This is a genomic window from Pseudomonas sp. AIG, from assembly GCF_977020205.1.
In genome coordinates this window covers 1-455 of the sequence record NZ_CDROCK010000143.1, presented here as the reverse complement: position 1 = coordinate 455, position 455 = coordinate 1, and the positions used below count along the sequence as shown (strand labels likewise).

The following is a 455-nucleotide window of genomic DNA, read 5'->3' as shown; positions in this document are numbered from 1 at the left end:
GGCTGGACGCTACCAGCCCCGGCCGGGCGAACTTCACAGTTCAATCCCCTGTGCCACTGAAAGGGCTGGTAACGCTGGATATCGGCTACAACGAAGGCACGCTGCAACGGCACTTTATCGGCTACGTCGAGCGCTGCACGGCCGCCAACTCGGTCGAACAGGTGCTGTTCTGCCGTGAGCTGGCCGCCGTGCTGGCCAACCCGTTGCCGTTGAACCTGCGTCATGTGGATCTGCGTGCCGTGTTGGCCCAGGTCAGTGAACAGACCGGGCTGCGCTTTCGTGTCCCCGATCGGCCTTATGCCAGCGTCAAGACGCCGTATTTCTACAGCCTCGCCGCCGGTTACCAGGCGATGGACAGTCTGACCCGAGTGTTCAGCATTCCCGACTTCACCTGGCACCAACTGGGCAACGGTGAAGTGTTTGCCGGCAGTTGGGCCGACAGCTTCTTTGGCGCA

The 455-nt window shown here is 62.0% G+C and carries 1 pseudogene; it reads left to right on the top strand.

Annotated elements, in window-relative coordinates:
- Positions 1-455 (top strand): annotated as a pseudogene (locus ACWR1S_RS30910) (hypothetical protein); the annotation flags it as partial.